Genomic DNA, 24,660 nt, shown 5'->3' on the forward strand with positions numbered 1-24,660 from the left:
GTCCTTTCACCAAAACCAGAGGACTGATCAATGATAGAAACCGAAGCCTTTCTGTGGAAAAAACAAGTATCTCCACTCCTGCTTGTTCGCCACGAAAAAGTCTTACAGGAACCTGGCGATGATCAGGTGCTGATTGAGAATCGGGCTATTGGCATCAATCCTGTAGACTGGAAGTAAGTATCCTCCGGCAGAGCCGGAGGCTTTAGGGGGAGCGCCTCAAAGGCGCCGACAAACCATGAGCCGCCCAAGGCGGCTGCTATACGTTCAGTTTCATTTGATCGTATCGTTCGTCTCTCTCTCCTGGTTGCGTATGTATGCCCTGACCGTGGCTTCATCCAAACCAACGGTTGAAACGAAATATCCTCGTGCCCAGAAAACTTCTCCGGTGAAGTTTTTACCTCTGCCGAAGTGTCGTGCTATCGCTATCGCGCTTTTTCCCTTCAGATAGCCGACGACTGTCGATACCGAGTACTTTGGCGGTATGCTGATGCACATGTGGACATGATCACGCATCAGATGCCCCTCCAAAATCTGACAGCCCTTCTGGCTCGCAAGCTCGTGGAATATTTTTCCCAACTCATGCCGCAGCGCACCATATAACCGCTGTTTCCGGCGTTTAGGGATATAAACCACGTGATATTTACAGTCCCATTTCGTATGGCTTAAGCTCTGATAGTCTCTCATCACGAATCCTCATCTCTTGGCGGAGATTTCAGATTCGCGCGACTGACTTAAAGGTCAAACCTTTCGGAGTCCCCCGGCAATGCCGGGGGTTTACCGGATTTAATTACTGAATGGTCTATCAGATATCTGGCAAATTGACCAAATCCCAGGTGTAGATGGTATGGGTGTCATAGCCGCCACAGGCCGAAACGCCACGCATCTGCGCCTTGGTTCTCGGGTAATGTACCATACCGATCTTCGATTCGACGGCAGTTTTTCCCGCCATACAATAGTCAACGCTCATGCAGTTATTTCTGTTCCCGAGCATATCAGTGATATCAGCGCGGCAGCGTTACCCTGCCCGGGTCTGACGGCCTGGCAGGCAGTGCAAAAAGTCCCTCATCTCTCTGGTGAGAACGTGCTTGTCAGCGGTGCCGGTGGTAGTGCTGGCAGCCTGTTAACACAGATGCTTATTCAGGCAGGCGCTAATGTTTATGTCACCGCCAGCGGCAGGCATCATCAAAAATTGCTCAACCATGGGGTCATCCAGTGCTTTGACTATGGCCATAGGTCATGGACAGATGAGTTGAATCGCGCACTGGGCGAAAAACCGCTGTACGCTGCTTTCGATACCGTCAATCAGCAAAATGCACTATCTCTGGCGGGATTACTGGGTTATTACGGCCATCTTGTATGTATTCAGGACAGATTGGAAAAAGCGCCATTACCACCGTTCACGACCAGTATCTCGCTTCATGAAATTGCTCTGGCAGCCATTCATGCATACGGTAGCAATGTACAGTGGAGTCGGTTACGTCAAGCCGGCGAAAACATGCTGCAACAGATCGGTCGCTGCGAGTTGATTATGCCGTTTATTCAAACCGTTGCGTTTGATGACATTCCACAGACGCTTGAAACGTTAAAAGAGAATAACAATGGCATAAAATATGTTGCGGTAGTGTAGCGGGTTGAGGTGGATTTGGTTTTATTGAATAAAGAAATCCAAAAATCTGCTTTGCTAAAAGGCGGCCATGCACCAAATCCTTAATCAGTTACAGAGTGAATGATTAATATAAGGGAATGAACTTAACAAACTGCAACTTGAAGTATCATGTGTATATCAGCGGTGAAACGCCGCCGAACAGAATCACTCGCCCTTTCCAGTAGCTTCGCTGATGTTCTATTGCTTCCTGTCTGAACAATCTTCTACCCATGAACACCTGACCTGATATAAAAAGGCCCGACGCATCGGGCCAGAAGAGGAGTCAATTCGAACTCATGGTTTAAAGGTACCGTCGAGGTAACCATCAAGTGCTCTTTGGGTATATTCCCAGGTGTCCTCAAAACCAACGATCAATCCGCCGATACCGCAGGTGATGCCACCAATAATACCGCCACCGATCATCCCAACGCCCTGGCCGATAGTGCCGAATCCGAGAACTCCGCCGCCGTCGCCGCCGTGCTTTCCGCCAATGATTGCTCCCGCAGCAAAGCCGGCAACCGCGCCCAGCGTTGCGCTGACTACCGCTTCACCGATATTGCCAAAAATATCCCAAGGGCTGCTCCAGGAGTAGGCGCCCGAAACGGCATTCATTTCTTCAAGAGAAAGTACTTTCATCACTATTCCTTATCTATTTAAGTTGTATATTCCAGATGGTATAAATTTATCAATCACATATGCTGTGCTGATGGGAGGCTATTTTCGGCACTTCCCGTAAAAAAACAACTTTAGTTTCATGAATAATCCAAACTTCAGGATTAAATAAGAAATAAAAATATGAATAAGAAAAGGACTTATCAATAGGGGACATAATTTTCAGGGCTTAATCCGCTCTCAACAACCGTTGAGCATAGGTATGCTGTTCCCTGCTTATCGCGACTCTGATGGCAGCGAAGGCCAGGCGGATTCTCCCTCGAAGGGCGTTGTGATGGGTCTGTTAACTTTTCTTAATCACAAAAAAGAAATGTATTTTCACTATGTTCAACAACCACATAGTAAGAAATCAATAAAGGAAGAGACTGCGATGCCGACGCCATCGCAGCTCTCTAATGAGCCCCTAAATTCACGCCAGTGGTTCATCTCATCTTTTTATCTGCTGAACGTAAGCCCCCCGATGCACTAATGTAATCAATAGCCGTGATATTACCGCAACCGTTAATAATAAAGAGTAAGATAATAACCTTACTATGCTTATTATAAGCGTTTCACTAATACCTTCTCTAAAAAATAGCGCCACCTGTTTTTCTCTTATGATGAAACCATAAAGAATCTTTGCAGATATTAACTTTGTTTAACCTCCCTGTTTATCTCTGAGGATAATCCCTCTCACTAACCAGCCCGCCAGCGCCCGCCATAAGCCGCTTTTCCGTCATTAAGAAAAACCGCCACCGATCCTCACGACACGGTTCTTTGTGTGTATTAAGTTTTATTGAAAAAAATTCAGATGAGTATTTTAACAGCCCATGATTAATATAGCGGCACTTACCCATGCAGGCCGTAAGGGTTGAATAGTAAGTATATATGGATACATACGGGATAAGTTTCTGAGGTCATGTTTGGTCTCTTTCCTGTAATTAATAAATTAACTTTAAATGAATGGATTAAACGGATGAAAAAAACAATTCTGGCTATGGTTATTACTGCCTCTGCGGCTTTCAGTGCTCAGGCTTTGGCAACGAACCAGGCTGAAGTCACTATCCTGGGTGAAGTAGCAGACTCTCAGACTTCTTGCGTCGTGACCCCAACGGGTACCCTCAACAACGGTATCGTTAAGTTAATGACCGTAACTACTGCTGAAGCAACCGGTCAGTCTGTTAATACATTATTTAAAAACCAGCAATTTGGTTTCCGGGTTAGCGACTGTGCTATCGGCGGCGCAGATGAAAACAACGTTACCGGCCTGAGCGTTAAAGTTACCGGCACATCCTCTTCAACTCCTGACATTCTGGACAACACTGCCGTTAACGGCGCTGGAAACATCGGTATCGGTATTCAGAAAATGAGCAACAGCGCCCGTATCAAATTCGATGGCACTGCGGTTACCGAAGCCTACACCCCGCATCAGGCAACCAACCTGGAATATCTTGCTGGCTACGTGAAAGTCAACGCGGCAAACCCGGTTACTGAAGGCCCGGTTAAAGGCGTTGCAACCTTTACCATTGATTACACCATCTAATTAATTTTCAAGGGGCCTGCTAATCCAGCAGGCCCTTTTAATTAAATGTTGAAGGAATCTAATGTACCAGATGATGATCAAGGCAATCATTGCCTTCGCCATGATACTGAGTGGCTTTGCGCATGCAGGAATTGTTATCGAATCAACTCGCTATCTTTATAAAGAAGGCGCTCGTGAGATATCTGCGCAAATTGATAATAAAGACGAAATGCCTTATCTGATCAAGTCGTGGGTTGAAGCAGCAGAGGGAAAAACGCCCGCATTTATGGTCACGCCGCCTCTTTTTCGCCTGGAGATGAAACAGAAAAACACCGTCCGTATATTCTCTACTGGCAATATCAATGCCCCCACTGACCGTGAATCATCTTACTTTTTTAATATCATGGCCATCCCACCGTCTGATGATACCTATGCGAACAGCAATACCATACAGCTCGACGTCCGCCATCGCATGCGGCTGATTTACAGACCAAAAGCGTTGGACGAGTTATCCAATAATACCGAAGCCGAAAAAATAGAATGGCGTAAGACCGGTAATCGGCTAACCATAAAAAACCCGACACCATTTTTCTTCTATTTTAGAAACGTGCAGATCGGCGCTAATGAATATCAGGCAGTAATTAAGTTCATTGAGCCATTTTCTTCAAAAACTATAACGTTAAAAGATAACGGCAATGCTACCAAAGTAACGTGGAAAATAGTGAATGATTATGGAGGTGCAGGTTCCCTCTATTCATCGAGATTGCCATAAACAGTTCGCATTTATAAATGGATGTTTTTATGCCAATAGAACACAGAGATACCTTCAGGCTATCTACGCTCTGCATAGCCATTATTACTATAATGACGGCGAGCATTCACACTACGGTGAACGCGCGTGAATTCTTTGATCCCGCATTTATTACATCGGCTAATGGAGGTGATGCATCCAACGTTCCCGACCTGTCCATTTATCAGTCGGTCAACGCTCAGGCACCGGGAGACCCCCCCATGTCAGGGTAGTTGTCGCCTCTGACAGAAAAATTTCCGGGGGCCGGAGAGGACAATAATGAACACTTATTCACCTGAGCGTAAAGCCGCTCTGATCGCCAGAATGATGCCGCCACATAATCAACCGGTCGTTCAGTTAGCCCGTTCTGAGGGGATCCCGGCCAATACGCTTTATGCCTGGCGTACTCAGGCTGGCGTTCGTGTAGCGGAAAGTCAGTCAACGCCAGAATGGTCGCAGGACGCCCGCTTTGCCGTTCTCGTTGAAACCGCACCGCTTTCTGCTCATGCTGTGGCTGAATACTGTCGCCGTAAAGGTCTTTATCCTGAGCAAATTCAGCAGTGGAGGGACGAATTTATGCAGCCCGGTCAGCGTGAAGAAAGAGCCTTGATTAAAAAGCAGAAAAAAGAAATTCAGCAACTTAACCGTGAAATAGCCCGCAAGGACAAGGCGCTGGCTGAAGCCGCGGCGCTGCTCATTCTGGAAAAAAAGCTGAAGGCGTTCTTCGCCGAAGAACGCGAGGACGAATGACACCCGCGGCCGACAGATTACAGCTGATGTCCATGGTGCAGGAAGCCCTTGATGCCGGCGCCCGGCAGCACGCAGCCTGTCAGTGTGTGGGTATCAGCGAACGGACTCGCCAGCGCTGGCAACGCAGGCTCTGATGACCGGCGTCCCGCTGCCCCCCGGCCGGTGCCGAAGAACAGGCTCAGCGCTGAAGAGGAGCAGCTGGTGCTGGCTGTCTGTCATGAACCCCGGTTCGCCAGTCTGCCACCGGCACAAATCGTCCCGGTGCTGGCCGATGAAGGTCGTTACATCGCCAGTGAATCGACGTTTTACCGGGTACTGCGGCGTTACGGCGAAGTCAGTCACCGGGGACGTCAGCAGGCTCCACAAAGCAGGCCGCTGTCGACCTGGAAGGCAACAGCGCCGAACCAGGTCTGGTCGTGGGACATCACGTGGCTGAAGTCGCTGACGGCGGGCCACTGGTTCTACCTGTATCTGACAGAAGACGTGTTCAGCCGCAAAATCGTGGGCTATGAAGTGCATCCGGTAGAAAGCGGGGAATATGCGGCAGAGCTGGTAAAGCGGACAGTGCTGAGCGAGCGTTGCTGGCAGGAGCCACTGGTGCTGCATGCGGATAACGGGGCCCCCATGAAGTCACAGGTGCTGCAGGTGAAGCTTGCGGAACTGAAGATAACCGCGTCGCACAGCCGGCCACGGGTAAGCAACGACAACGCCCACGTGGAGTCGCTGTTCAGGACGCTGAAATACGTCCCGGCGTGGCCTGAGAAGGGCTTCGCGTCGCTGGAAGAGGCCCGTGCCTGGGTGGAAGGCTTCGTCGGCTGGTACAACGAAGAGCACCGGCACAGCGGTATCCGCTATGTGACGCCGGGTCAGCGGCACAGAGGCGAAGACCGTCAACTTCTGTCACAGCGAAAATCGGTGTACGAGGCCGCGAAAAAGCAGCATCCGCACCGCTGGTCAGGGGCAACGCGAAACTGGAGCCGGCAGGAAGAAGTGTGGCTAAATCCGGAGCGGGAAACGCGGGCCGCATGAATCAACTGAGGCGACAACTACCTTGACACGCACCGAGACTACCGGGTCGATATCGTTTTTAATGGTCGCTATCTGGAAACCAAAAACGTTAAATTTGTTACAACCGACCGCGGCAGCAGGCTTGATAAAAAGCTAAACCTTATCCCCTGCTTCACGCTGGACGCACTTTCTCAGTATGGCGTCAGAGTTAAATCATTCCCCGAACTGAAAGAGAATGAAAAAGGCTGTGCCAACTTCGATATTATTCCAGACAGCAAAACCGTTTTCGATTTCACCGCCCAGCGCTTAGATATCTCCACGCCCCAGTCCGCGATGAGTACGGTGGCCAACGACTACATTCCAACGGAAAAGTTTGATGACGGCATAAACGCCATGTTTGTGAACTATCAGTTTAACGGTTCGCAGGATTATAAAAGCGATAATGAATACCATGGACTGAATCTGGCATCCGGGATAAATATCGGCCCCTGGCGCGTCAGAAACCTTGGCATATGGAACAAAAGCAAGGGGGAGTCAGTCTCATTTTGATTCCGCTTATCTTTATCTCCAGCGCAGCTTGCGCTCCATCAGCAGCAACCTGCTCCTCGGCGAAAGCTCTTCCTTATCCGGCATCTTTGATAGCGTCCCCTTTTCCGGCGTGCAGCTGGCGACGGATACCAGCATGCTCCCGGAGAGCATGCGTGGCTATGCCCCGGTGATCCGCGGTATCGCTAAAACCAACGCCCGGGTGGTGATTAAACAGAACGGCTATCAGGTTTACCAGACCTACGTCGCGCCTGGCGCGTTTGAAATTACGGATATGTACCCCAGCGGCGGGAGTGGCGATCTGTATGTTACGGTTGAAGAGTCCGACGGCTCGCGACAGAACTTTATCGTTCCCTTTGCGGCTCTGCCGGTCATGCTGAGGGAAAATCAGTTCGAGTATGAAATCACCTCGGGGAAATATCGGCCTTACGTCGGCTCCATTAATGAAACCCCTTTTACGCAGGCCACCGCCAAATACGGCGTATCAACCAGCGCAACGATTTTCGGCGGTATGCAGGCATCGGCAAAATATCAGGCTCTGTCTACCGGCCTGGGGTATAACCTCGCCAGCCTCGGCGCCCTGTCGGCCGACGTGACCCAGGCCTGGTCTAAAAAACGCTATGACGATAAAACTTCCGGCCAGTCGTGGCGCGTACGCTACGGTAAAAATATTATCGAAACCGGAACCAATTTTACCATTGCGGGCTATCGCTACTCGACCAAAGGGTTTAACACGCTGTCTGAAGTGCTTAATACTTATTCCGATGACGGACGTTATTACTCGGCGCGTTCTTTACGCAATCGTACCAACCTGACGCTAAATCAGAGCCTGGGAAAATCACGAGGGAGCCTGTCTATTAGCGCGCTGATCGAAGATTACTGGGATAACAAGCGTACCAATAAATCATTAAGCCTAGGCTATAACGGCGGCTGGCAGGGTATTAACTATTATCTGGGCTATAGCTATAACCGCTATACCTGGGGTTCACACGGCTCCAGCTACGAGGCGCGAAACGATCAGCGTCTTGCGCTAACAATTTCCATACCTCTGAGCAACTGGCTGCCAAATACCTATGCAAGTTATCAGATCACCGAGAGTAGCCCAGGGTCTACGGATCAGTATGTTTCTTTAGGCGGCATCGCTCTGGAAAACAATAACCTTGACTGGGATATCCAGCAGGGTTACAGCAATCGTGAGCACTATAGCGGCGACGTCAGGGGAACCTATAACGGCTCGCGTGGCAGCGTAAACGTCGGCTACAGCTACGACAAAAACAGCCGACGGATCGACTACGGCGCCAGCGGCAGCCTGATCGCGCATGCGGACGGAATCACGTTTGGGCAGAATATCAGCGACGCGGCAGTGTTAATCAAAGCCCCGGGTCTGGATAACGTCAGGCTCAGCTCGGATTCAACGATCGTCACGGACAGTCGCGGCTATGCCATCGTTCCCTATATTACCCCCTACCGCAGCACCGATATCACTCTGGACAGCACATCCTTTGGCGACGATATGGAGCTGATGCAGACCACGCGGCAGGTTGTCCCCACTCGCGGCGCTATCGTGCGCGCAAACTATGACGGGAATATTGGGCAGCGGGCATTTATTCGCCTTAAAACCCCTGCTGGCCGCGAAGTGCCTTTTGGCGCAATGGTCACGCTTGCCGGCGCAGCCAAAACCCAGGCCAGTATCGTGAGCGATGCAGGCATGGTTTATATGACCGGCCTACAGCAAACGGGCGCGCTGACGGTCAGCTGGGGTAAAAATGCGGCCCAGAAATGTACCGCCATCTATGCCTTATCTGCCGGCCAGAAGAAAAACGCCGGAGTCAGCCAGACTGAAGCCCTGTGTCGATAATAATCATAAAGAGATGAGTAAAATGAAAAAAATGATTGTACTGCTGGCCGGAATATTTTTCTGCAGCGGGGTTTCGGCTGCACGGCTGTGCAGTTATACAAATTCTGCGGGTAATGAAGGTCCTAATGGTGGTGTAGAAGAACGTCAGGGTATGACGATGTCCCCCAAGATATCAGCCGATTCTGCTCTTCCGATTGGCGCAATCCTTTATAGCCGAACAGTAGGCGGGATGAATCTACACCACCGACTGTATACTTGCGGACCGGGGGCGCAATATATCGTCGCCGTGAACAGGCCAGAGGTGCCGGGGTTGACCGTCCGCGGCATGCCTGTTTATGAAACCGGCGCTCCCGGCATTGGCATTCAGTTTAGTGATATATTCGCTAGCCGGATCGGTAAACAGATCGTCGGGCAGGCGGGAAGCTGGCCAACGCCTTTTGACAGATCCGCGCAGTTTGCCGCAACGCCGCACTTCTCTGCGTGGTTAATTAAAACGGGTCCCATTGATACCAGCGGGGCGAACAACATCAACGTCGAAATTGAGTTTCGCGTAGCAGATCCGGACGACCTGACATATGCAAGAAAAGGCGCGATCTACTGGGTAAACCCCAAAACAACCAGAATCGCCTTTCGTAATGAGAGCTGCAATATCTCGCTTAAAGGGCCGAGCACGGTTAATCTACAAAGAATTACTAAAAGCGATCTGCTGGCGCTTGCCCGCGGTGCGACAACCGGCAAAGGTAAAACAATTGATATGAATATTACCTGCCCAAATGAGTTGCAGGGTAAGAAACTCACCTACTGGTTTAACCCGAGGGGATCGGTTGCCACCGATACAGGCGTAATAGAAAATGCCATCCCCGTAGCACCAGGCGGCGGCGGTGGAGCCAAAAACGTCGGGATCATTTTTAAAAAAGATAACACGCCGGTGAAATTTTTCGATACCGATGCCTACACAATTTCGTCTCTTAGCCTTGATCAGGACATCAGCTTTACCGCTGATTATTTCCGGATGAATGATGATATTTCAGACGGACTGGTTAAAGCGGCGCTAGAGGTTGTTATCCAGGAAGATTAATCTAATAATCCGCGGTATATACTGCCCTCAGTAAGAGGGCTTAAACGATCCGGGCCGATATAAATATTTAAATAATTTTGCCAGGACCGCCCACGCGCCCCTCTGTATTCGAACGCGAAGAACTTACCCGGCCCATGCAGCTAAATAACCATTGGAACACTTATCCTTAATCCCGACCTGAAATTCAGAACGCCGTTCTGCCATTATGAGGCCACTTAATCACGAGGATTGCCCTTTATATACCGGGCCTGAGCGTATCTCTGACAGGGTCGGGCGAAACGGGTAGCAGAGCGTGACCAGGCGTGCCAACGAGCATGATTAAATAATATAATAATAACAAAATTCATTTTACAGCTATTACATTCACATGCTTATGTTTGTCTTTTATCTCGGGGTTAATGAAATGGCAAACAACCGCAATGAACCATATAAATTATTAACGGATCTACGTGCCAATTATGTCATTAATGAATGCGTAGAATTTCAACCAGCAACAAGTACCTTGCGTAATATTCACAACCCGGAGCTTAAGGTCACCCTTAATTTACCCGCCGGTCGCTGTTTATTATTATTAATTAGTCATATCGGCAATGTCGTCACGCAGCAGGATTTTATGGATATCGTCTGGAAGCAGAGCGGCATGCGCGTAACCGCAAACGCCTATTATCAGAACATCTCGATTCTCCGCAGAGGCCTTACCCATGCCGGGTTAGAGGAAAATGTCATTATTACCCTTCCCCGCATTGGGCTGACTCTGGCATCCGGCACACAAATCCGTAAATCAACCACCGACGTCTCTCCGGACTCAGAAAGCAACAGGAAACCGATCCACAGCACCTCGATCGCGGTGGTTAAGAACAGTAATCATCAGGATATCGGACGCTCATCGATGAGCATCGCCGATTATGGCTTAAAAAGAGAGCTGCCATGGTCGGGAGCTGGCAACAATACCTCCCCAGCTATTCTTAGCGGAGTGAAGAAATACAGGCCCGAGTTCACGGTAAAAAATGGCGTTCTTCTGGCGCTAAGCATTGCTGTTATCTCAGCGTTTTTCTCATACATGGCGGGTATGAAAGAAAGCTATTTTGCTGACTATGAGACGATAACGTCAACCCAGAGCTGCCATGTTTTATCAGCGGAACCGGCATCCGATAGCCTGAAACAAGAGGTGCTCAACAAATATGGCAAACATATCACCAGCGATTGCCGGAACTACCCTTGGGTATACGTGACGACAACAGACTGACCTCCCCAGAACCTCGATTATCCGCTGTAATAAACCATTCGCGCAATCGACCTCGTGTATTTCCGAATACTTCATTGAGTAATGATTAAAGCACTACGCCATCATTTCACTACAACGGCGGATTAAAAGATAAAGGGAAAATCATGCCGGCGCATGGCCTCAACTTAATCTGATTTCGGACAATACGCTATCAGACTCATGCAGACACGTAATGACAACCCTGCTATTCCCGCCTCCGTTATTGATGGAAAGAATGTCCTGTCCGTGATGACCTGACAAGACGGGCTCGTTGATTCAATACAATTATATAAATGAGATTTTTCGCCAGGAGCCAGAGTATGCAGCACTTAGTCTATCACTTATACTTTTATCTAAATGTGAAAATATCTTAATTTATCTGCATCCGCAGAGATAAACCTCACCAGTTGCTGAATGAGTTCTATATAATTAATGCATAGATATTACGTTATTAACAAGGTTGTTGAATTTCATCCTACAACCCGTCAGTTAAGAAATATTATCAACCCCACGAATATGGTTGTACTAAACTCGCCGGCAAGCCGTTGTTTACTATTATTAATCGAGAGAGCCGGCACAATTGTTACGCAGCAGGAGTTTATGTATAACGTATGGGAGAAGCTTGGACTCGTTGTATCAGCAAATACCTACTATCAAAACATCTGTCTGCTCAGAAAAGGGATGAAAGAAGTTGGATTCACCAGCGATCCCATCACCACGATACCGCGTATCGGATTAACGCTGGCTCTCGATACGCAGATTGAGGCCATTGAATCCACCGATCCGCCAGCGCTAACCCATGTTGACGAGCAGGTAGCCGACGAAGCAGAGTTGCCCACATTTGATGATGAGCTGGACAAGGAAAACTCCGGCTATGACGAAAGCCTGCACGAGGCGGCTGAGTCCGTTGTCGATGTCGCGATCTCGGCTCCCGACATCCCCGACCCGCAGTACCTGCAAAAGAGAGACGCCGGCAAATTGAGTAAGCTGTTTTTTCTCATGACGGTTCTTATCTTTTCTATTCTGCTGGCAGACCTGAAGGTCATTCTGACTCACTTCCAGGACCAGCGTTACTTCGAAAACTATCAGCTCACCGCGAACACCGGTGGTTGCCACCTCTTCCTCAATAAAGATATTCATAATGCGGATGAACGAAAGAAAGCGCTAACCTACGGCGTACAGTTCAAATCTGACTGCCAAAAGTTCCCATGGGTATATATCAGCAGATACGCCATGCTGCCCAGGGCTTCGGTGATCCGCTGTAATAAACCCATGTCCAGCCCTAACTACTGCATTTCAAACTATTTTATTGAGGATCATTAGAATGAGACATTACCGTGTATCGGTGTATGTGCTTTGCGTATGCTTATTTTTAACGTTAATACTGACAGGCTATTCGCTGTGGCAGCGTTATCAGCCGCTTGAATTCACATGCAAAGCTAACTTTGTTCAGCACCATGCGGACGAGGAGCTCAATGTTTCTCTCACTTACAGAATTAGCAAAGATAGCGGTATTCTCAGCATGAATGGCCGCTCCATTACCCATGAGGCGAATAAATTCAATCGGAAAATATTCTTTAATATTGAAAAGCGCAACAACGTTTATCATTTACACTCGTTGAACAACGTCGTCTTCCCTGATGAAACCGTTAGTAACGGTTGGTTAGAGAAATATGAGCCTTTGTTTTTCGTTTATCCTAAAAAAGATATTTACGTGAAGATACTTGAACAAGAGAACAGCTATTTATTTATATTTTCTACTCTGCCGGCCTACGTGTGTCATAAGCAGAAGATGCTCTGAGAGAGTCAACACCCTTCCGACTATGGCGTTCTTTGCACAGTCGGCCATGACGGCAGATTCTGACCTAATGACTTACTTAAACGTGATCATATTTTTTACAGTAGAACATCGGCATGTTGTGTAAGTAGATGACGGGATTGTGATACTTATCATACTCAATCTTAAGCGCGATCTCTTTTCCTGCTTCATAAAAGAATGCGGGTAAATGAAAATCTACATTGCTATCTTTGCTGTTGTCAGTACTCAGATACTCGACATACTTATTTTTAAGTATATATACGTCATTATTTTTCACATACGTAAAATTAATGACCCTGCCAACCTGCGACTGTATGCCATTCTCAGCGGCGATGGCGTGCACCGTAATCTCTCCTTTGTCATTAGCTAAAGTGAATCCAAAATTAGAATCCAGACGAAAACCGTCATGCAGTAAAGTATGACGACTCTGGCATACAATCTTATTATTTGAATCATCCGTTTTAAAAAAATAAACCGCAGCGAATACAGCAGCTATAAGTAAAGTTGCCGGGTAATATTTTTTTGTTCGCATCACTTTACCTTTATTTTTTTCATTACTGTCAGCGAGCGACAGTTTTGATTACTTTTATTGTAAACGGGACAATACATTAAGTTTAATCGCGTATTCATGGGCGATGCGGTAAAATAAATAACTTCGTTACTCACACAGGACAACCCCAGAGCGCTAAGGATTCCCTTAATCTCAGAAGGAGAATGCTTGCGATCCGCTGAAAATATAGTACAGCCATCGGAAGATAGTTTGACATAGTCAGAAAAAGCATCGCCGTCAGCGCCGTGGCGGTGAGCAAAAAGAATCAATAAAGCCATTGCTGCTATGACGAAAATCCCCATACTCCTTAGCCATTTATCTCTGAGGTTAATACCACTATCTAGCGGATCATTCGCGGGCTTGCTTTCATAACCCGCAGGCTCTGGTAATACTTCATTCGAGGTATTAAACGCCTCGGGGGCATCATCAGCTTCAGCCTCTTCCCCCTTTGATATTTCACCAATGATATTATTCGGAGCGAAGGCTTCTTTGCCATCAACGTCGGTTTTTACACCGTTATCAATTTGTTGCTTATTATCTTCATCAGGATACACGCGCGTTACTTTTACGCTATTATTAAACCTCAACCCACGCCTTGGCACCGTATCAATAACGTCGGGAAACCCTACAGCCTGAAAGGGATTTTCGCAGGTGTAAAATACACTGATAATAAGTATTATGGCTCACGCCGGCATTGCGCTTACTCCCCCATCCGCAGAGGATTAACGCTTCCTGAGAAACAATCTCTCCCTGATGATGGAGTAAGTTTTCCAGACAACAGCTCGCCGGAAGATGCAGCTTAATTTCTTTTGCAGTCAGCTTATCAACAATCACCCGCTGGGAAGGAACGAACGCAACTCTCTCCCCAATAAGAAAGCTTTGGATGTTATCTGAGCGATCCATATTACTACACCCTTAGCTACCCGTGTCTTTGAAATCAGTGAGTTAAATATTCGGCTAAGAAAGCAAATTTTTCGCGCAAATATTAACCGATCGAATAAAGATTAACAAACGGAATTTAACTATGTTCTGATGGCGAAAATCCATATCACGATACGTAAAATGCGAGGGATATCTATTTATTTCAGCAGCATCCATAAATAGATTGTCAATTTGTTTCTAAGTTGACATTGATGTAACCAGGTATAAATTCAAATGCATCCGAACAGGGCTTAAAATTGTTATCAGACTGATTAATTTATTAATCGCCGAATTCGGTAAATCACGCTATGCTGAATTCACCTTCTTAGCCGCCAACAGCATATTCAGCCAGATACGTCCCCTGACCTCTTCCTTTTGGCCGGTAGCCGGGATCGCTGAGACGCATAAGATGGCGAACGTGAATGATAAAGAAAGCTATAGTATTGTGCCATGGGCCGCTATGTGCGTAGAAACATATTAAAACATCCAATAACTTTTTGAAAATACTATCCAGCTGCAACATCCTGAAAATATCAGCTGAGAATATTTTATATTTTAAGGCAGGGATGTTGCGAGATGGCACCATTATTTTACCAGCATTAAACACTTAATTTACACCTGAAAAGAATTTCATTTACTCACGGGTATTCAAGTTTAAAATACACGAACCTTTATACAAGCACCGATCATCAATCCAGCAGACGCTAAAGCTTTCGCTATCACCGGCGTTGACGGCATGTCCAATGCAGAGCGCTATTCCCGGCGATCGTTACCGTCCGCCCGCAAGCGTAAAGGAGAGTAAAACCGCCGGGCAAACTGGCACTCTCGGGCAGAATTACTAAACTTAACCAGCGAAAACGGTTAATTTTCTTATAGGGAGCGTATATGGGATTCTGGAGAATTGTTTTAACGATTATTTTACCGCCGCTTGGCGTACTATTAGGTAAAGGATTCGGCTGGGCATTTATTCTTAACATTGTGCTTACGCTGCTGGGCTATATTCCCGGCCTGATTCACGCGTTCTGGGTGCAAACCCGCGATTAACCGCCCCACCATTACGGCGCCCGGGCGCCGTGCTTTACCCCAAAGTCACTTTTCTCCACGCTGGCCTGCTACTCACATCTCTTTTTCATGCCGACGCCGCCGCTGAACGGTTTGCGATACGGACGACCGCTGAGGGCATGAAATCCTCACCCGCCAAAGAATAAACCCGCCCGCTCGCCGCCTTGTGCAATATTACAAATCCGTTCCAATATTGTTGAATTTTTGTTGTGAGCCATTCAGCAATTTCCGCTGCGGAAATTCTCCAGACTACGACAAGCCATCATGCTATGTCAGGAGAGACAAATGAGCAGCACCTCCGCCGACTTTCACAATTTATACCAGGCCTTGCGCCACAGCGCCTCACGCCGCCCGGACGCCCTGGCGCTGGCGTTTGAAGATCAGCGCTATCGCTACCGCGATTTCCACCAGCGGGTACAGCAGACCATAGCGCAGCTCGACCGCGTCTGGTCATTACGCAAAGGCGATCGCATTTTGCTGGCCTGGGGCAATCACCCGGCCTTTTGCGAGATCTTTTTCGCCGCCCTCGCCCTGGGCATCGAAGTGATCCCCTTCAGCACTAAGCTAAAACAGGCCGAAAGCGAGGAGCTGGTGGGCCATATCGCTCCCCAGGCGGTGTTATTCGATGCCAGCTTACAGGACTGGCTGGGACACACGTCAAACGCGCGCTGCGTTGCGCTCACCGACTGGCAGGCGCTGACGCTGCCCGAGGCTTTGCCAGAGCTGCCGGTGCAGGTGACCCGCAACGACACGGCGATAATGATGTTTACCTCCGGCACCACCGGCGAGCCCAAAGGCGCCATCATCACCCACGGCAATCTGCTGTGCGCCATCGACGCCTATGCGCAAAAGCTGAATCTGACGGAAGCAGATAGCACCATCCTGGCGGTGCCGATCTATCACATCACCGGGCTGTCGGCACTGCTGGCCCTGTTTATCGCCCTCGGCGCCAGCATCTGGCTGCAGCAGCGTTTTAACGCCCCTGAGGTACTCACTACCCTGCGCGAGCAGAACATCACCTTTCTACACGGCTCGCCGACGGTGTTTATCCTGCTCTGCCAGGCGGCGAGGGCGCGCAATGCCCTCCAGCCCACCACCTGGCCCTCGCTACGCGCCATCGCCTGCGGCGCGGGCCACCTGAACGAGGGGATGATCGGCGAGTTAAAAACGCTGTTTCCGAATACCGCCATTCACCCGATCTACGGGCTGACCGAAACCACCTCCCCGGCCACCATCTTCCCGGTCGACGTCTGGGACAACGAGAAGCGCGGCAGTTCAGGGCAGGCGATCCCCGGCCTTGCCATCCGCATCCTCGACGATCGCCAGCAGCCCCTCCCCAGCCGGCAGATCGGCCATATCTGGCTGAAAGGGGACGTGGTGATCCGCGAATACTGGCAGCGCAGCGAACGACGCCCCAGCTGCGACGCGCAGGGCTGGTTCTGCACCGGCGATCTCGGCTATCTCGATGAGGAGGGCTGGCTGTATATCAAGGATCGCAGCAAGGACATGATCAATCGCGGCGGCGAGAAGATTTATTCCCTGGAGCTGGAAAACATTATTTCGACCCATCAGGGGGTGCGCGAAGTCGCGGTGATCCCCGCCCCCAGTCCGGTGTATGGCGAAGAGCCGGTGGCGTTTATCGTCCCGGACGCGCACTCCCACCTCACCAGCGAGGAGATCCTTGCCTGGCTGAGGGTGAAGATCGCCCGCTTCAAGCTTCCGGCCCGCATCATCTTTACCCGCACCCTGCCGCGCACCCATAACGGCAAGGTCAGCAAGCGGCAGCTCAAAACGCGGCTTGCGGAATCTATCACCAGCCTGACGACGGAGGATAAAAAGTGAGCAGCAGGTTTATCAGCGCCCACGAGGCGGCGCAGCTTATCCGCAGCGGCGATACGGTTTGTACCGTCGGCATGACGCTTATCGGCGCGGCGGAATCCATTCTGCAGGCCATCGAAGCGCGCTTTCTGGCAACCGATGCGCCACGCGACCTGACCCTGATGCACGCCGCCGGACAGAGCGATCGCCAGCGCGGCAACCAGCACTTCGCCCATCCGGGGATGGTCCGCCGTATTATCGGCTCCCACTGGGGGCTGGCGCCGCGCTGGATGGCGATGATCAATAACAACGACGTGGAGGCCTGGTGCCTGCCACAGGGGCAAATGGTCCACCTGTACGGCGCGATGGCCGCCGGCCTGCCGGGACGGCTCTCCCCGGTCGGGCTGGGCACTTTTGTCGATCCGCGCATCGAGGGCGGACGCATGAATGCCCGCACCGGCGAGCAGCCCAACCTGATCGAACATGTCGAATTTCGCGGCGCAGAGTATCTCTTCTACCCGGCGATCCCGCTGGATGTGGTGATTGTGCGCGGCACCCACGCCGATGAGGCGGGCAACCTCACCACTGACGAAGAGGCGATGAAGCTGGAAGTGCTGCACGCCGTCCTCGCCGCTAAACGCTACGGCGCGAAGGTGCTGGCACAGGTGAAATACCGCGTGGCGACGGGCTCGCTGCATCCGAAAAGCGTGACCGTGCCCGGAACGCTGATCGACGCGATAGTGGTCTGCGACGAGCCGCAGACGAATCATCGTCAGACCTCCGGCTGGGCGTTCGATCCGGCATTCTGCGGCGATATCCGCCTGCCCGCGGCGCAGAGCGCCCCGCTGCCGCTGGACCTGCGCAAGCTGATCGGCCGCATCGCCTGCCGCTACCTGACGCCCGGCTGCGTCATCAACCTCGGCACCGGCATTCCCAACGACGTCATCGGCGCCATCGTCCACGAAGAAGGGCTCGACGATCGGCTCACCATCACGGTGGAGTCAGGCATCTACGGCGGGCAGCAGGCCGGCGGCACCGATTTCGGCATCGGCTGCAACCTGAGCGCGATGATAAGTCACCAGGACCAGATGCTCTATTACAACGGCGCAGGGGTGGATATCACCTTTATGGGCGCCGGGGAAATGGACCCATGCGGCCACGTCAACGCCACACGCCTTGGCGCTTCCTGCCCCGGCGCCGGCGGCTTTATCGACATCACCCAGAACGCGCGCCACGTGGTGTTCTGCTCCTCCTTCACCGCCAAAGGGCTGGAGATCGCCTGCGAACAGGGGGCGCTGCGTATCGTCCGCGAAGGCGAGGTGCGCAAGTTCGTCACCCGCGTCAACCAGATCTCCTATAACGGCGAGCTGGCCCGCGCGAAGGGGCAAACCATGCATTACGTTACCGAACGCGCGGTGTTCGAGCTGCGCCCTGAAGGGCCGGTGCTAACGGAGATCGCCCCCGGCGTCGATCTGCAACGCGACATCATGGCGCACATGGATTTTCGCCCGTTAATCGCCCCGGAGCTGACCGTGATGGACAGCGCGCTGTTTCAGCCCGCCCCCTGCGGGCTGAAACAGCGCCTCTCCCCCGATTCATCATCACACACGTAAGGAACCGTTTATGAAACTTGCCACTAAAACCGCCATTGTCACCGGCGCCGCACGCGGCATCGGCTTTGGCATCGCCCAAATACTCGCCCGCGAAGGGGCGCGCGTGGTTATCGCCGATCGCGACGCCCACGGCGAGGCCGCGGCGGCAGCCCTGCGCGACGCGGGCGCGGAGGCGCTCTTCATCAGCTGCAACATCAGTGAAAAAGCGCAGGTCGAAGCCCTGTTCGCCGAGACGGAAGCGGCGTTCGGCCCGGTGGATATTCTGGTGAATAACGCCGGGATCAACCGCGACGCCATGCTGCACAAGCTGACGGAAGAGAACTGGGATACGGTAATCGACGTCAACCTGAAAGGGACCTTCTTCTGCATGCAGCAGGCCGCCATCCGCATGCGCGAGCGCGGCGCGGGCCACATCATCAACATCGCCTCCGCCAGCTGGCTGGGCAACATCGGACAAACCAACTACGCCGCCTCGAAAGCCGGCGTGGTGGGGATGACCAAAACCGCCTGCCGCGAGCTGGCGAAAAAAGGGGTGACGGTAAACGCCATCTGCCCCGGATTTATCGATACCGATATGACCCGCGGCGTGCCGGAAAACGTCTGGCAAATCATGATCAACAAAATCCCGGCGGGCTACGCCGGCGAGGCGAAAGACGTCGGCGAATGCGTGGCGTTTCTGGCCTCCGAGGGGGCCCGCTACATCAACGGCGAGGTGATTAACGTCGGCGGCGGCATGATTCTGTAAGGAGAAAAACCATGGCACAGGCCAATGATATTGTGATCGTCAGCGGTGTACGCACCGCGATAGGAACCTTCAACGGCAGTCTGAAACATACCCACCAGCACGATCTCGCCGCGGCGACGATCCGCGAAGCGGTGCGGCGCGCCGGGCTGGCGCCGCAGGAGGTGGATGAGGTGATCGTCGGCAACGTCGGACAGATCGCCGAAAGCGGCTTTATCGCCCGCGTCTGCCAGCTGCGGGCCGGGATTCCGCAGGAGAGCACCGCCTATTCGGTCAATCGCCAGTGCGGCTCCGGGCTGCAGGCGCTGGCGGACGGCATGATGGAACTGCAAAGCGGCCAGGCGGAGGCGGTGGTCGCCTGCGGGACCGAGAACATGACGCAGCTGCCCTACTACCTGCGCAAAGCGCGCGACGGCTATCGCATGGGCAACGGCGAGCTGGAGGATGGGCTGATCTCCATCCTGACCTGGCCGGAAGGGCCCTATCACAACGGCATGACCGCCGAAAACGTGGCGGAGCGCTTCGGCATCACCCGCGAAGCGATGGACGATTTCTCCTGGGACAGCCAGCAAAAGGCGTTGAAAGCGATTGAGCTGGGCCGCTTTCGCGAGCAGATCCTCGCGCTGGAAGTGCCGGACGGCAAAAAAGCGACCCGCTGGTTCGATACCGACGAACATCCACGCGATACCCCGCGCGCAAAACTCGCCGCCCTGCGTCCGGCGTTCAAAAAAGACGGCGTTATCACCGCGGCCAACTCCTCCGGGATTAACGACGGCGCGGCGGCGCTGGTGATGATGACGCGTCGGCAGGCGGAGCAACGCGGTTTAACGCCGCGGATGCGTATTCGCGGCTGGGCGGTGGCAGGCTGCGGCGCCGACATTATGGGCTTTGGTCCCGCTCCCGCCACCCGTCGCCTGATGGATCGGCTCAATCTGGACGTGCAGTCCATCGATCTGGTGGAGCTCAACGAGGCCTTCGCCGCCCAGGCGCTGGCGGTGATCAACGATCTGCGCCTCGATCCGGCGCGGGTTAACGTCAACGGCGGCGCGATTGCGCTGGGCCATCCGGTCGGCGCCAGCGGCGCGATCCTGCCGGTCAAGCTGATGTACGAAATGGAACGCAGCGGCGCGCGCACCGGCCTGGTGACCATGTGCATCGGCGGCGGACAGGGTATTTCGATGCTGTTTGAGCGCGAAGGAGCGTAGAAAAACGGCCCGAAGTAGGGCTTCGGGCCGGGCGTCGTTCGGGTCAGCGCCCGGCGACAACCTGAGAGCTGACATGCGGGATCGGCACGATCCCGGCAAGGCTTCTGACCACGATTACGGGGAAATAATAACCATGTCCGCAATAAATGAAAAGGCGATGAGCGATACGCCGCTCCGGCAAACGCATAAAAAGATCTACCGTCATTTGATGCCGCTGCTGATCGTGGCGTACATCATCAGCTTTATCGACCGCACCAATATCGGCATGGCGAAAGCCAGCATGTCGGTGGATATTGGCCTCTCCGCGACCGCCTTCGGGCTGGGCGCGGGGCTGTTTTTCCTCTCCTACTCGGTACTGGAGATCCCCAGCAACCTGTTTCTGACGAAGATCGGCGCCCAGCGCTGGATCGCCCGCATCATGATCACCTGGGGGATCATCTCCTGCGCGATGGCCTTCGTCACCGGGCCGACGTCGTTTTACATCATGCGTCTGCTGCTGGGGGCCGCGGAGGCGGGTCTCTATCCCGGCATCATCTACTATCTGACGCTGTGGTTTGGCCGGGAGGAACGCACCAAAGCCACCGGTCTGTTCCTGCTCGGGGTCTGCTTAGCCAACATCATCGGCGCGCCGCTGGGCGGGCTGTTGCTGAATCTCGACGGCGCCGCGGGCTGGCACGGCTGGCAGTGGATGTTCTTTATTGAGGGCCTCCCGGCGATCCTCCTCTCCGTCATCGTGTGGCGCAAGCTGCCGGATAAGCCCGCGGACGCGCCGTGGCTGAATGCCGAAGATATCCGGGCGATCGACGCCGATCTCGCCCGCGAAGCGCGGGAAACCAGCCTGGTTCCCGCCCGTTTTTCCCTCAAAACCGCCCTCACCACCCGCGTATTTCTGCTGCTGGTGCTGATCTACTTTACCCATCAGTTCTCGGTATACGGACTGAGCTACTTCCTGCCGGGGATCATCGGCAGCTGGGGGCAGCTGACGCCGCTGCACATCGGTTTTCTGACCGCCATTCCGTGGGTGGCCGCCGCCTGCGGCGGGGTGCTGCTGCCGCGCTTCGCCCGCACCGAACAGCGCTCGCGCCGGATGCTAATGACGGGCTACCTGGTGATGGCGGTCGGCATGGCGATTGGCGCCACCGGCGGCCATAGCGTCGCGCTGCTCGGCTTCTCGCTGGCCGCCTTCATGTTCTTCGCCATGCAATCCATCATCTTCAACTGGCTACCGTCGATCATGAGCGGCCATATGCTGGCGGGCAGCTTCGGCCTGCTCAACTGTCTTGGCCTGTGCGGCGGCTTTCTGGGGCCTTTTATCCTCGGCGCCTTTGAGGATCGTACCGGTTCCGCCACCTCCGGGCTGTGGTTCGCCGTGGCGCTGTTGATCGTCGGCGCGCTGGTGGCGCTCTTTATTCAACGCCAACCCTCACATACCGCCGCCGCGGCCAGGCCCGCAGGCGGAGAAAAAATTTAACCAGGAGACAATCATGCGCATTGAAGTGTTGCTGGATTTAAAAACCCGGCTCGGCGAAAGCCCGGTCTGGGACGTAGAACAACAGCGGCTCTGGTGGGTGGACAGTCAGGACGGGCGGCTGTTCGCCTGCAACGCGCAGGGCGGCGCGATCCAGAGCTGGGACGTGCGGCAGAAAATCGGCTCCTTCGCCCTGCGCCAGAACGGCGCAGGCGCGGTAGTGGCGCTGCAGCACGGCGTGCATCTCCTCGATTTCGCCAGCGGCGAGCTTGAGCTGCTGCATCACCCGGAGGCGGACCGACCCTTCAACCGCCTGAACGACGGCAAGGTGGACCGCCAGGGACGCTTTCTCTTCGGTTCGATGGATATGCGCGAAGAGGAGCCGAGCGGCGCGCTGTATCGCCTGGATGCGGATCTGTCGCTGCACGTGCTCAAGGAGAACATCATCGTCTCCAACGCCCCCTGCTGGAGTCCGTCGGGCGATACCTTCTACTTCGCCGACACCTGGACCGGCGAGATCCGCGCCTGGGACTACGACGCCGCCAGCGGCAACCTCTCCCGCGAGCGGGTGTTCTGCGAGGTGGATCGCAGCGAAGGCGGCGCGGCGGACGGCGCCACCGTGGACAGCGAAGGTTGCCTGTGGAATGCGCTGGTCTACGCCGGCAAGCTGGTGCGCTATACGCCGGAGGGCAAGGTGGACCGCATTATCGAGATGCCGGTGAAGAAAGTCACCAGCGTGATGTTCGGCGGAGAAAACCTCGATGTGCTGTACGTAACCTCGATGGCGCAGCCGCCGCTGCCGCGTTTCCCGGAAGATAATCAGCTGCGCGGCAGTCTGTTCGCCATTTACGGACTGGGCATCACCGGCGTAGCGGAGCGGCGCTTCATTGGTTAAATGAATATCCGGTTCGCCGTTAAAACAACAATACCCGGTGAACTTACTCTGACCCTGACAACAAGCGGCGCCCATCACGCTGTCGCGGCGCCGTGGAGCAAACACTATGACAACGATTAATCAAACGCCTGCCAGCGAAAAAGGCGTGAAAAAGCAGCTAATACATCGTTTCTCCTGGGTTTCCCTGCTGGTATGCTGGCTAATCTGGGTGCTTAACGCCTACGATCGCGAAATGATCCTGCGCCTCGGACCGGTCATCTCAAAGGAGTTTTCCCTCTCCCCGGAACAGTGGGGTAACCTTGTGGCGCTGATCATGGTCGCCCTGGCGATCCTCGACATCCCCGGTTCGATCTGGAGCGATCGCTATGGCTCCGGCTGGAAACGCGCGCGTTTTCAGGTGCCGCTGGTGCTGGGCTACACCGCCCTGTCGTTCATTTCCGGGATTAAAGCCATCAGCCACGGGCTGACCACCTTTGTGCTGCTGCGGGTCGGGGTGAACCTCGGCGCGGGCTGGGGCGAACCGGTGGGCGTCAGCAATACCGCCGAATGGTGGCCGAAAGAGAAGCGCGGCTTCGCGCTGGGGGTCCACCATACCGGCTATCCGATCGGCGCGCTGCTGAGCGGGGTGGTCGCCAGCCTGGTGTTAGCCACCTTCGGCGAAGGCAGCTGGCGCTACTGCTTCCTGCTGGCGCTGATTATCGCCATCCCGCTGATGATCTTCTGGGCGAAGTATTCCACCGCCGACCGCATCACCACCCTTTACCAGCACATCGAGCAGCAGGGGATGACGCGCCCGGCGACTCAGGACAGCAGCCATGTCGCAAAAGGCGAAGGGATGCGGACCTTCCTGCGCACCTTGCGTAACCGCAATATCTCGCTTACCGCGGGCAACACCCTGCTGACGCAGATTGTCTATATGGGCATTAACGTCGTCCTGCCGCCCTATCTGTACCACGTCTCCGGCCTGTCTCTGGCCTCCGCCGCCGGGTTAAGCATCGTATTTACCCTCACCGGCACCCTGGGCCAGGTGATCTGGCCGTGGCTGTCGGACAGCCTGGGCCGCAAGCGCACGCTGATCATCTGCGGGCTGTGGATGAGTATCGGTATCGCGCTGTTCTACTTCGCCACCAATATGCCGCGGCTGATCGCCATCCAGCTCTTTTTCGGCCTGGTCGCCAACGCCGTATGGCCGATCTACTACGCCATGGCGTCGGATTCCGCCGATGAACGCGCCACCTCCACCGCCAACGGCATCATCACCACCGCAATGTTTATCGGCGGCGGGGTTTCCCCTCTGCTGATGGGCTGGCTGATCCAGCTGGGCGGCGGCTGGTCGAACCCGGCGGGCTACATATACGCCTTCTTCACCATGGCGGGATGCGCGCTGCTGGGCATGCTGCTGCAGCTGATGACCACCGACAAGACCCCGCGCCACGCGCCGTAAACCAGGAGAAC

22 protein-coding genes and 2 pseudogenes are annotated in these 24,660 nt (G+C 53.3%); 18 read left to right on the plus strand and 6 right to left on the minus strand.

Annotation, left to right across the window (positions count from 1 at the left end; all coding sequences use genetic code 11):
• The first annotated feature begins 30 nt into the window (after positions 1 to 30).
• A complete protein-coding gene (locus tag ABOC21_RS21735) occupies positions 31 to 177 on the plus strand; it encodes a hypothetical protein (RefSeq protein WP_426812792.1) in 147 nt (48 codons plus the stop codon).
• 93 nt (positions 178 to 270) lie between these two features.
• Here the strand turns inward: ABOC21_RS21735 and tnpA are convergent, their stop codons facing one another.
• Positions 271 to 684, minus strand: a complete 414-nt coding sequence (gene tnpA, locus ABOC21_RS21740) for an IS200/IS605 family transposase (RefSeq protein ID WP_426812793.1) — start codon at positions 682 to 684, stop codon at positions 271 to 273.
• A gap of 160 nt (positions 685 to 844) precedes the next feature.
• On the opposite strand from tnpA, the gene ABOC21_RS21745 reads away from it, so the two are divergent.
• The gene (locus ABOC21_RS21745; protein ID WP_426812794.1) at positions 845 to 1,627 is read left to right on the plus strand and encodes an alcohol dehydrogenase; all 783 of its coding nucleotides are present in this window, start codon (positions 845 to 847) and stop codon (positions 1,625 to 1,627) included.
• Between the two features lie 312 nt (positions 1,628 to 1,939).
• Here ABOC21_RS21745 and ABOC21_RS21750 read toward each other — a convergent pair whose 3' ends face one another.
• Entirely contained in the window at positions 1,940 to 2,281 is a 342-nt protein-coding gene (locus ABOC21_RS21750) for a hypothetical protein (protein ID WP_426813237.1), read from the minus strand.
• Between the two features lie 991 nt (positions 2,282 to 3,272).
• Between ABOC21_RS21750 and ABOC21_RS21755 the strand changes: the two genes are divergently transcribed.
• From ABOC21_RS21755 to ABOC21_RS21790, 8 genes and pseudogenes are all read left to right on the plus strand, one after another.
• On the plus strand, positions 3,273 to 3,839 hold the full coding sequence (locus ABOC21_RS21755; RefSeq protein WP_426813238.1) for a fimbrial protein: 567 nt from the start codon (positions 3,273 to 3,275) through the stop codon (positions 3,837 to 3,839).
• Between the two features lie 61 nt (positions 3,840 to 3,900).
• The gene (locus ABOC21_RS21760) at positions 3,901 to 4,590 is read left to right on the plus strand and encodes a fimbrial biogenesis chaperone (RefSeq protein ID WP_426813239.1); all 690 of its coding nucleotides are present in this window, start codon (positions 3,901 to 3,903) and stop codon (positions 4,588 to 4,590) included.
• 297 nt (positions 4,591 to 4,887) lie between these two features.
• Positions 4,888 to 6,387, plus strand: a pseudogene (locus tag ABOC21_RS21765) (IS3 family transposase).
• Between the two features lie 36 nt (positions 6,388 to 6,423).
• Positions 6,424 to 8,770 (plus strand): annotated as a pseudogene (locus tag ABOC21_RS21770) (fimbria/pilus outer membrane usher protein); the annotation flags it as partial.
• 22 nt (positions 8,771 to 8,792) lie between these two features.
• Positions 8,793 to 9,848, plus strand: coding sequence for a fimbrial protein (locus ABOC21_RS21775; protein WP_426813240.1), 1,056 nt, complete (start codon positions 8,793 to 8,795; stop codon positions 9,846 to 9,848).
• Positions 9,849 to 10,251: 403 nt separating this feature from the next.
• Entirely contained in the window at positions 10,252 to 11,094 is an 843-nt protein-coding gene (locus tag ABOC21_RS21780) for a winged helix-turn-helix domain-containing protein (protein ID WP_426813241.1), read from the plus strand.
• Positions 11,095 to 11,544: 450 nt separating this feature from the next.
• Positions 11,545 to 12,435 (plus strand): winged helix-turn-helix domain-containing protein, encoded by an 891-nt coding sequence (locus ABOC21_RS21785; protein ID WP_426813242.1) that lies wholly within the window; start codon positions 11,545 to 11,547, stop codon positions 12,433 to 12,435.
• 1 nt (position 12,436) lies between these two features.
• Positions 12,437 to 12,913 carry a hypothetical protein gene (locus ABOC21_RS21790; protein ID WP_426813243.1) on the plus strand — a complete coding sequence of 159 codons (477 nt, stop codon included), beginning with the start codon at positions 12,437 to 12,439 and terminating at the stop codon, positions 12,911 to 12,913.
• Between the two features lie 76 nt (positions 12,914 to 12,989).
• Here the strand turns inward: ABOC21_RS21790 and ABOC21_RS21795 are convergent, their stop codons facing one another.
• The 4 genes from ABOC21_RS21795 to ABOC21_RS21810 all read right to left on the minus strand — a co-directional run bounded on the left by ABOC21_RS21795 (position 12,990) and on the right by ABOC21_RS21810 (position 15,009).
• Positions 12,990 to 13,463, minus strand: coding sequence for a hypothetical protein (locus ABOC21_RS21795; protein WP_426813244.1), 474 nt, complete (start codon positions 13,461 to 13,463; stop codon positions 12,990 to 12,992).
• Positions 13,463 to 14,035, minus strand: a complete 573-nt coding sequence (locus tag ABOC21_RS21800; protein WP_426813245.1) for a hypothetical protein — start codon at positions 14,033 to 14,035, stop codon at positions 13,463 to 13,465. Before ABOC21_RS21800 ends, ABOC21_RS21795 begins: the two co-directional genes overlap by 1 nt.
• A 52-nt stretch (positions 14,036 to 14,087) precedes the next feature.
• Positions 14,088 to 14,384, minus strand: a complete 297-nt coding sequence (locus ABOC21_RS21805) for a winged helix-turn-helix domain-containing protein (RefSeq protein ID WP_426813246.1) — start codon at positions 14,382 to 14,384, stop codon at positions 14,088 to 14,090.
• Between the two features lie 343 nt (positions 14,385 to 14,727).
• Complete coding sequence (locus ABOC21_RS21810; RefSeq protein ID WP_426813247.1) at positions 14,728 to 15,009, minus strand: hypothetical protein; 282 nt, start codon at positions 15,007 to 15,009, stop codon at positions 14,728 to 14,730.
• A 278-nt stretch (positions 15,010 to 15,287) separates the two neighbouring features.
• On the opposite strand from ABOC21_RS21810, the gene ABOC21_RS21815 reads away from it, so the two are divergent.
• From ABOC21_RS21815 to ABOC21_RS21850, 8 genes are all read left to right on the plus strand, one after another.
• Positions 15,288 to 15,446 (plus strand): YqaE/Pmp3 family membrane protein, encoded by a 159-nt coding sequence (locus ABOC21_RS21815; RefSeq protein WP_015585265.1) that lies wholly within the window; start codon positions 15,288 to 15,290, stop codon positions 15,444 to 15,446.
• Positions 15,447 to 15,749: 303 nt separating this feature from the next.
• Positions 15,750 to 17,306 (plus strand): class I adenylate-forming enzyme family protein, encoded by a 1,557-nt coding sequence (locus ABOC21_RS21820; protein ID WP_426813248.1) that lies wholly within the window; start codon positions 15,750 to 15,752, stop codon positions 17,304 to 17,306.
• Positions 17,303 to 18,895, plus strand: coding sequence for an acyl CoA:acetate/3-ketoacid CoA transferase (locus ABOC21_RS21825; RefSeq protein WP_426813249.1), 1,593 nt, complete (start codon positions 17,303 to 17,305; stop codon positions 18,893 to 18,895). Before ABOC21_RS21820 ends, ABOC21_RS21825 begins: the two co-directional genes overlap by 4 nt.
• Before the next feature lie 10 nt (positions 18,896 to 18,905).
• Positions 18,906 to 19,640, plus strand: coding sequence for a 3-oxoacyl-ACP reductase FabG (gene fabG, locus ABOC21_RS21830; RefSeq protein ID WP_426813250.1), 735 nt, complete (start codon positions 18,906 to 18,908; stop codon positions 19,638 to 19,640).
• 11 nt (positions 19,641 to 19,651) lie between these two features.
• The gene (locus ABOC21_RS21835) at positions 19,652 to 20,842 is read left to right on the plus strand and encodes a thiolase family protein (protein ID WP_426813251.1); all 1,191 of its coding nucleotides are present in this window, start codon (positions 19,652 to 19,654) and stop codon (positions 20,840 to 20,842) included.
• A 133-nt stretch (positions 20,843 to 20,975) separates the two neighbouring features.
• The gene (locus tag ABOC21_RS21840; RefSeq protein ID WP_426813252.1) at positions 20,976 to 22,313 is read left to right on the plus strand and encodes an MFS transporter; all 1,338 of its coding nucleotides are present in this window, start codon (positions 20,976 to 20,978) and stop codon (positions 22,311 to 22,313) included.
• 13 nt (positions 22,314 to 22,326) lie between these two features.
• The gene (locus ABOC21_RS21845) at positions 22,327 to 23,205 is read left to right on the plus strand and encodes an SMP-30/gluconolactonase/LRE family protein (RefSeq protein WP_045853246.1); all 879 of its coding nucleotides are present in this window, start codon (positions 22,327 to 22,329) and stop codon (positions 23,203 to 23,205) included.
• Positions 23,206 to 23,311: 106 nt separating this feature from the next.
• Positions 23,312 to 24,649 carry an MFS transporter gene (locus ABOC21_RS21850; protein ID WP_426813253.1) on the plus strand — a complete coding sequence of 446 codons (1,338 nt, stop codon included), beginning with the start codon at positions 23,312 to 23,314 and terminating at the stop codon, positions 24,647 to 24,649.
• Positions 24,650 to 24,660: the final 11 nt, after the last annotated feature.

This window comes from Klebsiella sp. WOUb02 (assembly GCF_050058015.1).
Lineage (GTDB): Bacteria > Pseudomonadota > Gammaproteobacteria > Enterobacterales > Enterobacteriaceae > Klebsiella.

Bases quoted from the DNA above. Each gene is read 5' to 3' on its own strand.
- ABOC21_RS21775 (WP_426813240.1), top strand. From the start codon at position 8,793: ATGAAAAAAATGATTGTACTGCTGGCCGGAATATTTTTCTGCAGCGGG.
- ABOC21_RS21815 (WP_015585265.1), top strand. From the start codon at position 15,288: ATGGGATTCTGGAGAATTGTTTTAACGATTATTTTACCGCCGCTTGGC.
- ABOC21_RS21835 (WP_426813251.1), top strand. From the start codon at position 19,652: ATGGCACAGGCCAATGATATTGTGATCGTCAGCGGTGTACGCACCGCG.
- ABOC21_RS21755 (WP_426813238.1), top strand. From the start codon at position 3,273: ATGAAAAAAACAATTCTGGCTATGGTTATTACTGCCTCTGCGGCTTTC.
- tnpA (WP_426812793.1), bottom strand. From the start codon at position 684: ATGAGAGACTATCAGAGCTTAAGCCATACGAAATGGGACTGTAAATAT.
- ABOC21_RS21785 (WP_426813242.1), top strand. From the start codon at position 11,545: ATGCATAGATATTACGTTATTAACAAGGTTGTTGAATTTCATCCTACA.
- ABOC21_RS21840 (WP_426813252.1), top strand. From the start codon at position 20,976: ATGTCCGCAATAAATGAAAAGGCGATGAGCGATACGCCGCTCCGGCAA.
- ABOC21_RS21805 (WP_426813246.1), bottom strand. From the start codon at position 14,384: ATGGATCGCTCAGATAACATCCAAAGCTTTCTTATTGGGGAGAGAGTT.
- ABOC21_RS21745 (WP_426812794.1), top strand. From the start codon at position 845: ATGGGTGTCATAGCCGCCACAGGCCGAAACGCCACGCATCTGCGCCTT.
- ABOC21_RS21790 (WP_426813243.1), top strand. From the start codon at position 12,437: ATGAGACATTACCGTGTATCGGTGTATGTGCTTTGCGTATGCTTATTT.
- ABOC21_RS21850 (WP_426813253.1), top strand. From the start codon at position 23,312: ATGACAACGATTAATCAAACGCCTGCCAGCGAAAAAGGCGTGAAAAAG.
- ABOC21_RS21780 (WP_426813241.1), top strand. From the start codon at position 10,252: ATGGCAAACAACCGCAATGAACCATATAAATTATTAACGGATCTACGT.
- ABOC21_RS21795 (WP_426813244.1), bottom strand. From the start codon at position 13,463: ATGCGAACAAAAAAATATTACCCGGCAACTTTACTTATAGCTGCTGTA.
- ABOC21_RS21750 (WP_426813237.1), bottom strand. From the start codon at position 2,281: ATGAAAGTACTTTCTCTTGAAGAAATGAATGCCGTTTCGGGCGCCTAC.
- ABOC21_RS21820 (WP_426813248.1), top strand. From the start codon at position 15,750: ATGAGCAGCACCTCCGCCGACTTTCACAATTTATACCAGGCCTTGCGC.
- ABOC21_RS21735 (WP_426812792.1), top strand. From the start codon at position 31: ATGATAGAAACCGAAGCCTTTCTGTGGAAAAAACAAGTATCTCCACTC.
- fabG (WP_426813250.1), top strand. From the start codon at position 18,906: ATGAAACTTGCCACTAAAACCGCCATTGTCACCGGCGCCGCACGCGGC.
- ABOC21_RS21845 (WP_045853246.1), top strand. From the start codon at position 22,327: ATGCGCATTGAAGTGTTGCTGGATTTAAAAACCCGGCTCGGCGAAAGC.
- ABOC21_RS21760 (WP_426813239.1), top strand. From the start codon at position 3,901: ATGTACCAGATGATGATCAAGGCAATCATTGCCTTCGCCATGATACTG.